This window comes from Streptomyces chilikensis, from assembly GCF_001642695.1.
GTDB lineage: Bacteria > Actinomycetota > Actinomycetes > Streptomycetales > Streptomycetaceae > Streptomyces > Streptomyces chilikensis.
Genome location: NZ_LWCC02000005.1, coordinates 3,493,592 through 3,502,577 on the forward strand (window position 1 = coordinate 3,493,592; position 8,986 = coordinate 3,502,577).

General features: G+C 68.2%; 7 protein-coding genes and 1 pseudogene. 3 read left to right on the forward strand and 5 right to left on the reverse strand.

All coding sequences use genetic code 11. The features are described 5' to 3' along the window. Positions 1-956 (reverse strand): polysaccharide deacetylase family protein (locus A2U95_RS15590; protein WP_166022973.1); only part of this gene is annotated, 956 nt, incomplete at its 3' end. Between the two features lie 118 nt (positions 957-1,074). Beyond that, positions 1,075-2,082 carry a glycoside hydrolase family 11 protein gene (locus A2U95_RS15595; RefSeq protein WP_166022975.1) on the reverse strand — a complete coding sequence of 336 codons (1,008 nt, stop codon included), beginning with the start codon at positions 2,080-2,082 and terminating at the stop codon, positions 1,075-1,077. A gap of 781 nt (positions 2,083-2,863) precedes the next feature. On the opposite strand from A2U95_RS15595, the gene A2U95_RS15600 reads away from it, so the two are divergent. Continuing rightward, the gene (locus A2U95_RS15600; RefSeq protein WP_240957336.1) at positions 2,864-3,211 is read left to right on the forward strand and encodes a hypothetical protein; all 348 of its coding nucleotides are present in this window, start codon (positions 2,864-2,866) and stop codon (positions 3,209-3,211) included. 129 nt (positions 3,212-3,340) lie between these two features. Here the strand turns inward: A2U95_RS15600 and A2U95_RS15605 are convergent, their stop codons facing one another. Both A2U95_RS15605 and A2U95_RS15610 read right to left on the reverse strand, forming a co-directional pair. After that, the gene (locus A2U95_RS15605; RefSeq protein ID WP_166022979.1) at positions 3,341-3,628 is read right to left on the reverse strand and encodes a hypothetical protein; all 288 of its coding nucleotides are present in this window, start codon (positions 3,626-3,628) and stop codon (positions 3,341-3,343) included. A 201-nt stretch (positions 3,629-3,829) separates the two neighbouring features. Further along, complete coding sequence (locus tag A2U95_RS15610) at positions 3,830-5,194, reverse strand: tetratricopeptide repeat protein (RefSeq protein ID WP_166022982.1); 1,365 nt, start codon at positions 5,192-5,194, stop codon at positions 3,830-3,832. Between the two features lie 754 nt (positions 5,195-5,948). Between A2U95_RS15610 and A2U95_RS15615 the strand changes: the two are divergent. Beyond that, positions 5,949-6,551, forward strand: a pseudogene (locus A2U95_RS15615) (tyrosine-type recombinase/integrase). Between the two features lie 120 nt (positions 6,552-6,671). On the opposite strand, the gene glnA reads toward A2U95_RS15615, so the two are convergent. Next, on the reverse strand, positions 6,672-8,081 hold the full coding sequence (gene glnA / locus A2U95_RS15620) for a type I glutamate--ammonia ligase (RefSeq protein ID WP_166022984.1): 1,410 nt from the start codon (positions 8,079-8,081) through the stop codon (positions 6,672-6,674). A 255-nt stretch (positions 8,082-8,336) separates the two neighbouring features. Between glnA and A2U95_RS15625 the strand changes: the two genes are divergently transcribed. After that, positions 8,337-8,804 (forward strand): RDD family protein, encoded by a 468-nt coding sequence (locus A2U95_RS15625; RefSeq protein ID WP_166022986.1) that lies wholly within the window; start codon positions 8,337-8,339, stop codon positions 8,802-8,804. Positions 8,805-8,986: the final 182 nt, after the last annotated feature.

Below are 8,986 nucleotides of genomic sequence, written 5' to 3' on the forward strand. Positions count from 1 at the left end.
ATTCCCCAGTTGTTGCCGCTGCCGTTGGGCCTGGCCACCATGGTCTGGCTGGTCGGGAAGCTGGTCGACGCGTTCCAGGTCGACAGCACCCGCGCCGGCGACGGGACGTTCACCGTCACCGTCCAGTTGCTCGACCCGCTCACCGACACGTTCAGGTTGTAGCGGTCGCTCCACTGCGAGCCGGCCGACAGCGTCGCCGTGCAGCCGCCGGTCGGGGGCGGGGTGGTGCCGCCCCCGTCGGGGGCGACCGCGCGACCGGTGGTCGGGGAGATCATGCCCGCGCACAGCCCCTTGGAGCTGAGCACCTGGGCGATCCGCGGGACGGCCGCGAGGGTGTTGGCGGACCAGTCGTGCATCAGCATGATCTGGCCGTCGGTGAGCCGGCCGGCCGCCTGCACGATGGCGTCGGTGCTCGCGTTGTTCCAGTCCTGGGAGTCGACGTCCCAGATGATCTCCCGGAGGCCGAACTTGGACTCGGCCGCCCGGAGCGTGGCGTTGGTCTCGCCGTAGGGCGGGCGGAACAGCTTCGGGGTTCCGCCGCCCGCGTTGGCGATGGCCTGCTGGGTCCGGGAGATCTCGGACTCCATCTGGGCCTGGCTGAGCTGGGTCATGTGGGGGTGGGTGTAGCTGTGGTTGGCGACCCACATCCCGGCGTCGACCTGGGCGCGCACCAGAGCCGGGTTCGCGGCCGCGTACTGGCCCTGGTTGAACATGGTGGCCCGCAGTCCGGCCTGCCGGAGGGCGTTCAGCAGGGCGGAGGTCTGGCTGGACGGCCCGTCGTCGAAGGTGAGACCGACGTACCCGTTGCAGGCGGCGGCCCGGACGGACGGCGCCTCCTGCGCCGCGGGCGCGGCCTGCGCCGGGGCGGTGACGAGGGAGAGGGCGCTCGCCACGCTCAGCACGGCGGCGGCCCTGACGGCGGCCCGTACGGCGAGCGAACGGATCAACTTGCGCATGAAAGCTCCTGACATGGGGGCGGCTCGGGGTCGCCCGGGCGGATCCGGGCGGCCCTCATCCTCGGTGGTGCTTTTCCTCAGGGCTGGTCGGGCCCGGCTCCCGGCCGGACCGGCGGCCTCAGCCCGCGCTGCAACTGACCGTCGGCCAGCTCCAGTTGCCATTGGCCTGAATGGTCATTCCCCAGTTGTTGCCGCTGCCGTCGGGTCTGGCCACCAGGGTCTGGGCGCCGGGATAGCTCGCCGACACGTTCCAGGTGGCCGTCACCTTGGCCGGCGACGGGACGTTCACGGTCACCGTCCAGTTGCTCGACCCGCTCACCGACACGTTGAGGTTGTACCGGTCGCTCCACCTGTCGCCGGCGGACAGGACCGCGTTGCAGCCGCCCGGGTTGGTCGGCGGAGGCGTGGTGGGGTCGGTCGGCGTCGTGCCGCCGGAGCCCACCGTGATGTTGGAGCTGCCGCTGCTCTGGTAACCCTCGGTGGCCATGATCTGGTAGTTGTGGTTGCCCAGCCTCATGCCGGCCGCGGCCCAGGCGTCGAAGTGGTTGCCGGTGGTGATGGTGCCGCCGGTCCGCTTCGACGTCCGCACGCTCCAGAACTGGTCGAAGGTCTTGGTGCCCTCGATGGAGGGGGCGTTGACGCGGGTCGTCTTGTATATGTCGTACGTGCCGCCGTCGCTGGTCACCGAGCCCATCCTGGTGCCGGTGGGCCGGTAGGTGCCCCAGTTGTCGACGATGTAGTACTCGATGAGCGGTCCGGTGGTCCACCCGTAGAGGGTCAGGTAGGCGTTGCCCGACGGGTTGAACGATCCGGAGTAGGTGACGCTCCTGCGCGCGCCGGTGGACCAGCCCTTGCCGGCCACGAAGTTGCCGGTGTTGCTCCACTGGGTGCTGTAGCTGCCGCCCGACTTGAGCGTCATGGAGACGGTGTTCTGGCTGTCCGTCCAGAACGAGTAGTAGTAACCGCCGTCGGTACCGGTCTGGTTCGACCTGATCGTCGTGTCGGCGCTCGCGGGGGCGAAGCCGGCCACGTAGGCCACGAAGGCCATCGCGACGACGAACAGGCTCCGGACCGGGCCGGGGAGTCTGCCGCGTCTGCGACCCGTGGACCGGATTAACGCGTTCATCCGTGCGTCCTCCTGTGTGGGGGGTGGTGCGATGTTGAACAGTGTGAAGAGACGCGACCGGCTGTCAATTGTTTCGGTCGAAGTTTCGAAAACCTTCGGAGCTTCCTCCCGCTCCCGGCACCCCCATGACGACGGCGTTCCGCCACCCCGGGCGATCTTGGACGGCCGTCCTTCCGCACCACCGCGAAGGACGGAGCCCGAGGCGGGCGGGAGGTTCCGAAACTTTCGGACCACGGCCGCCCGGTCCGGCGGGACGCACTCCGGGCACGGGAGGGTCCGCCCGGAGGGCGCGCACGGACGACGAACGGCCGTGGGCCGTGTCCTCCTCCTCGACGGGGAAGACACGGCCCACGGCCCATGTACGGCTCAGAGCGCTACGCGGCAGCTCCGACCTGCACGGTTCCTGGATGTCGTAGAAGTGACGGATCGGATCTCTGACCTGCGGCCAGGTAACCAACCAACGCTGTGACCTGCTGCTTAGCTGTCGGTGACTGTCAGCGTCGGTCATCCTCGAGCGCCCTTCGACGGCCCACGGACGGCCCGGCACCCGGGAATGAAGACGTTGGGGTAGGCCATGAACTTCGTGAAAAGCGTGGCCTACCCCAACGTCTTACAGTCGGGCGCAGCCCTCTGATCCGTAGCTCTAGCCGGATCGGTAATGACGGCCATTCCGGTGGCCATCAGGCATCGGAGGGGCGCTACCGGACACGGGCGACCGCTGAGGTTGCGGTACCTGGCTGCTGTACCGGAGGATCTGGGCAGGGGGACTATGGAACGGCATGTGCTGGAATCACTGTTGGCCGGTGACGACGAGGCGTCCGTGATGGCTCTGACCACCCTCCGCAGCGGCGCCACCTACTGGGTGGTGGACCGGGCGCAACCCGCCAACGTGCATGCCGGAGTCTTCAAGCACCGCCTTCAGCGCATGCGAATGCACGGACTTGAACCTCTTGGGCTGGAACGAGCAGTGCAACTCCTCAGCGAACTTGGCCAGCCCGTGCGCACAGGGATGATCGATTCTGCCGATCGGACATGGACCACCCTGCTCTTCATCACCGAGGACGGAAGCGCACTGGTGGCCTGCGCCGGCTGGCCGCTGCCGCTGATTGCTAGGAAGCCGCCGCTTTAGGAGTTCGATCCGGGTCCGCACTGGCTGCTGCCGACGGCTGGCGCGACAGCCGGACAGAGACGCTGGTGTACGCCTCTGTCCGGCGTCGTTGATGTCAACCGTAGATGTCGGATCCTTCAGCCTGGCCGCCTACAGACCGCGCAGAGCCTCGTACAGATCGGCGTAGGCTGCCCAACAGTCGATGCTGCCGTCGTCGTACAGGCTGCCCATGTACCAGTCGTCATCGTCAACAGGCTTCACAAGGCACAGGCTGTGGAACCCGAGAACGATCTCAGGGTGCAGGACCTCGTCAGCGGCTCCGGGGTGGGTCACCCACTTCACCGCCCGGGTTGGAGCCAGGGCGACAGCCTCTTTGTCCCCGGATACGTCACGGATCCGCTGGAGAGACCATCCAGGGGGGAGCTGTGCTTCTGCCATCCACCGATGGTCTCACCCGCCAGATGTGAAGCACCGCTTTAGGAGCGAGGTGGGGCGGTCACAAGCCTGACCTGCAGGTTCGCTGCCTCGGGCAGATTCGGTGGCGCGTCCCCCCTGCGCCCCCTGATTCCCTCTGGGTCCCCGCCCGTTCTGGCACGAGAGTGGCACGGGGACCTGCGCTGGTGACCTTCTCGATGCGAACTATTGGCTGCTCGGTCGCTCAGGTCTGCCGGGCTGGTGGCGTCGTCGTTTCTCCTCCCGTTGGGCGGCCACATCGGGGATGGCGGCAATGGCCTCGGTGAGGCGGCCCTGCCGGATCAGCAGTTCGGCCAGGTCGGTCGCGGCCCGTTCGCCGGGCAACGAGCGTAGGAGGGCGATAGCCTCCTCGACGCGGCCGTCCTGGGCAAGCAGCCAGGCGATGGTCAGCTCGCGGTCCTCGACCCTGTCGGCCGGCAACACCTGGATCTCCTCGATTGCCTCCCTGGCACGTCCCGACTCTCCCATCAGCCACCACCGGTTGGACCGGAGCCAGAACTCATCGTTCTCCGCGAGGAATTCGGGCCTGCGCCCTTCTGTGAGTCCAAGGGCCCTGTCGTGCAGGCCTTGGTCGGCAAGCACGATCAGGGTCGCCTGGAGAAGGTTCCCGTCGTAGAGGTCGTCGAACGTGTGCTCCACCGCCTTGATCGCGTCGTCCACCCGGCCCTGACGGATGAGCAGCCCCATCAGTGCGCTCTCGTACCAGCCCGGATGCTTGGCGGCGATGAGGCCGCGCAGGTACGCCTCCGCTTCCCCGGCTCGGCCCAGGTTCTCCAGGGCCGTCACGTACGGGCGTACGGCGGTGTACCTCTGGGTGTCGGCAAGGTCGCGAAGTTCCTCGACCCGACCGTGTCGGGCCAGCAGCTCGGCATAGAACTCGACATTGTTCTGCGGCCCGTACCGGCGTGCGGCCACGTCCGCGCCGAGCAGCCGGATTGCCTGGTCCACCCGGCCGGACCGCTCTAGGACCCGCGCCTGTGCAGGCAGGACACCCCACAGGTCGTCGCACTGCTTCGGATCGCGCCGGAACTCCTCGGCGATCGGAGCCAGCAGCTCCAACACCCGCTCGTCGCATCCCTGGCCCTCGGTCATCTCCACCAGGGCCCCCAGCACGCGCCCCCCGCGCAGGTGCGGACCGAGTACGCCGATCGCGTCGTCCACCCGCCCGGCCCGGACCAGCGCCTCGGCGTAGTCCCGCCATGCGTCGACCGCGTTCTCCTGCGGCCTCTTGGGGCGCGCCAGCTCCAACGCCTGGTCGACATGGCCCGACCGCAACAGGACGTCGGCGCCCGCCCGCACCGCCGGCTGCCAACCGGTAGCCGTGAACGGCTCCACCACCGTCCAGGCCCGCCCGAACTCCCCCACCGCACACAATCCCCGCACCGCACCCGCAGCGCAAAACCAGTCCTCACGCTCCCGTGCCGCCTCCACCAGGGCCTCGAGGCCGCCGCGTTCGAGGATCTCGTCCACGATCCGCGGTGGGACGCCGCCGAGGTTGCTCAACTGCCATTGAAGATCATCCACATTCACGGGGGCACCCTAGGGTCAGCCGCCGACACACCCGCGACGCGGGTTGCCGGTTGGCCTACCGAGCCTGTCAGTGGGCCGTCCGCTTGCTGTTACGCGCGGTGTCGAGCGTCTCGGTCAGCGCGTACGGTCTTCCATTGCCGATCCTTCGGAGCAGAGACCCGCAGGATATCGATAAGGTCATCGGAGGCTTTTGGGCGGGAGCTGTTTTGGGGCGAGTGATCATGGCCCCGTAAGCTTCCGGCGCGTCAGGCGGTCTGTGGGCCTGCCCGGTAAAGCATGACGTTGGGGCCGTGATCTTCGAGGCTCGCGCCGAAATGGCTGCCCAAAAGCCGTGGAGCCGACCACCCCAGCCGCGACATGTTCTGACTTCATGCACTGTGTGCCTGCCTCTTGCCCGCGCCCGCCCGGAGGAGCGAAGCCACGACGGGTGCTTGAATCGGTAGGGCTGTCCCCAGCGGTCACGGGCGTGAGGCCGGCAGACGTTGTGGCGCACATGTGGCACGGCCGCAGTGATGGCAAAGGGCCAGTCCAGAGGAATCGTCCCTTTGAACTTGGCCCTTCTGCCTGTGCCCCCGGCAGGATTCGAACTTGCGACGGGCCTTCCCTCATTGCGGTGGACACGCGGTCATTGATCACGCGCAACCCGTGCCGCGCTCGGTCGGTTCGCGTACCCAAGGTCGAGCAGCAAAAGGTACAGCCGTGGTCCCGTGAACGGGTGCACTCCGTGCGGGCGGGCCTTCCCGAGCAATATCGGGTGGCGGTTGACCTCGGTGCGGGCTGCGGGTTGCGACAGGGTGAGATCTTCGATCTCGCCGTCGATGACGTCGACTTCCTCGGCGGCACGATCCGAGTCGTACGCCAGGTCAAAATCATCGACTCGGAACTCGTCTTCGCACCGCCGAAGGGCGGCAAGGTCCGCGCCGTGCCACTGGCCAACACGACCGCGGCCTTACTCACCCAGCACATCACCCGGCGCCCGCCGCAGGAGGTCACGCTGCCTTGGAAGACCCCGGACGGGCCGCCGGTGGCCGCCTCGCTTCTCCTCTACTCGCGGGAGCGAAAGGCACTGAACCGGAACTACTTCAACACGTTCCTGTAGAAGCCCGCGCTGGCCTCCGCCGGCGTCATCCCGGAGAGACAATCAGGAGAGCGGTTCGAGCAGTCACGCGAGCACGGCATACACGCGCTCCGGCACTACTACGCCTCCGTGCTCCTCGACGCCGGCGAGAACGTGAAGGCGCTGGCCGAGTACCTCGGACACTCTGACCCGGGATTCACGCTGCGCACATACACGCACCTGATGCCTGACAGCAGCGACCGCGCCCGCCGGGCCATCGACGCCGCTTTGGCCGAGTAGCCGTCCGGCAAGCGGCTACCGAACGACCGTGGGCCGTGCCTCCCCCTCGACGGGGAAGGCACGGCCCACGGCCCATGTACGGCCCAGAGCACCATTCACATGCTCTGACCTGCAGAGTTCCTAGATGTCGTAGTACAGCTCGAACTCGTGCGGGTGCGGACGCAGCTGGATCGGGGCGATCTCGTTGGTGCGCTTGTACTCGATCCAGGTCTCGATCAGGTCCGCCGTGAAGACGTCGCCCTGGAGCAGGTACTCGTGGTCCTCCTCCAGCGCCTTGAGCACGGCCTCGAGGGAGGTCGGGACCTGGGCCACGTTGGCGTGCTCCTCGGGAGCCAGCTCGTAGAGGTCCTTGTCGATCGGCTCGGCCGGCTCGATCTTGTTCTTGATGCCGTCCAGGCCGGCCATCATCAGCGCGGCGAAGGCCAGGTACGGGTTGCCGGAGGAGTCCGGGGCGCGGAACTCGACGCGCTTGGCCTTCGGGTTGGCGCCGGTGATCGGGATGCGCATCGCGGCGGAGCGGTTGCGCTGCGAGTACACCAGGTTGATCGGGGCCTCGAAGCCCGGGACCAGGCGGTGGTAGGAGTTCACCGTCGGGTTGGTGAAGGCCAGCAGCGACGGGGCGTGCTTGAGGATGCCGCCGATGTAGTGGCGGGCCATGTCGGACAGGCCGGCGTAGCCGGTCTCGTCGTAGAACAGCGGCTGGCCGTCGGTCCACAGGGACATGTGGACGTGCATGCCGGAGCCGTTGTCGCCGAAGATCGGCTTGGGCATGAAGGTGGCGGACTTGCCGTTCCTCCAGGCGACGTTCTTGATGATGTACTTGAACAGCATCAGGTCGTCGGCCGCGGCCAGCAGCGTGTTGAACCTGTAGTTGATCTCCGCCTGGCCGGCGGTGCCCACCTCGTGGTGCTGGCGCTCGACCTTGAGGCCGGACTTGGCCAGCTCCAGGGACATCTCGGCGCGCAGGTCGGCGAAGTGGTCGACCGGCGCGACCGGGAAGTAGCCGCCCTTGTACTTGACCTTGTAACCGCGGTTGTTGTCCGTGGCGCCGACGTTCCAGGCGCCCGCCTCGGAGTCGATGTGGTAGAAGGCCTGGTTCGCCTCGGTGGAGAAGCGCACCGAGTCGAAGACGTAGAACTCGGCCTCGGGCCCGAAGAAGGCGGTGTCGGCGATGCCGGTGGACGCCAGGTAGGCCTCGGCCTTCTTCGCCACGTTCCGCGGGTCGCGGGAGTACTGCTCGCCCGTGATCGGGTCGTGGATGAAGAAGTTGATGTTGAGGGTCTTGTCCCGGCGGAACGGGTCGACACGGGCCGTGCTCAGGTCGGCGCGCAGGGCCATGTCCGACTCGTGAATGGCCTGGAAGCCGCGGATCGACGAGCCGTCGAACGCCAGCTCCTCGTCCGGGTCGAACGCCTCGGCGGGAATCGTGAAGTGCTGCATCACACCCGGCAGGTCGCAGAAGCGAACGTCAACGAACTTGACGTCCTCGTCGGCGATGAACTTCTTGGCCTCGTCGGCGCTCTGGAACATCCAGCTCCTCCTACTCCCGGCCGGTTCCGCCAGGGGTGGTAGTACTTCGTGCGCCAGTGCGGTGACACACGCTGTCTGGGACCCTAGTGATCGGCGATTTCTCGAACATGACTCATTTGTTTCCGGGAAGTTAACCGGCAGCTCGCCGGCGGCGGACCGACGGCTCGCGGGGGTCTCCTTCCATGGTCCTTCCCCGGGCGGCCGCGCGCACCCCGCCCTCCGCCACGCGCGCGCACGGGAAGTACCGTGGAGTCCGTGGACAACAGGCAAGCACTCGGATCGTGGCTCTCCGGCCCCCGCGCGGCGGCGGAGGACGCCGGTGTCGACTTCGGTTACCGCGGCCAGCAGCTCGGGCTGCCCGAGCAGGGCCCCGGTTCGGTGGCACGCCCTGGACGGCGCCTCGGCGCGCTGGCCGTGGACTGGGCGCTCTGCATGCTGATCGCATACGGTCTCATCACCGATGGTTACGGTCAGGCGACGGGCAACTGGGCGCTGCTGATCTTCTTCGCGCTGGGCGTGCTCACCGTGGGCACGCTGGGCTTCACCCCGGGGAAGCGGCTCTTCGGACTGCGGGTGGTGGCCGTCTCCAGCGGCACGGTGGTGCCGTGGCGGGCGGCGCTGCGGACGGTGCTGCTGTGCCTGGCGATCCCCGCGATGGTGTGGGACCGCGACGGGCGGGGGCTCCACGACCGGCTCGCGGGCACGGTCGAGGTCCGCGTCTGACGTCCGCCGCCCGCGGGACGGCGCCGGGAGAGCCCGCGGAGCGGTACGAGGACCCCGCCCGGCCGTGCCGGGACGACGCCCGGGTGCCGGCGGGCGTCACCCGTCCCGCCGCCCTCGCGGCGGGGGCGCCGCCCTCACCGGGTCGGACCGTGAACCACCCCGGCATGGGGGGGGGGGGGGCG

Bases quoted from the DNA above. Each gene is read 5' to 3' on its own strand.
- A2U95_RS15595 (WP_166022975.1), bottom strand. From the start codon at position 2,082: ATGAACGCGTTAATCCGGTCCACGGGTCGCAGACGCGGCAGACTCCCC.
- A2U95_RS15605 (WP_166022979.1), bottom strand. From the start codon at position 3,628: ATGGCAGAAGCACAGCTCCCCCCTGGATGGTCTCTCCAGCGGATCCGT.
- glnA (WP_166022984.1), bottom strand. From the start codon at position 8,081: ATGTTCCAGAGCGCCGACGAGGCCAAGAAGTTCATCGCCGACGAGGAC.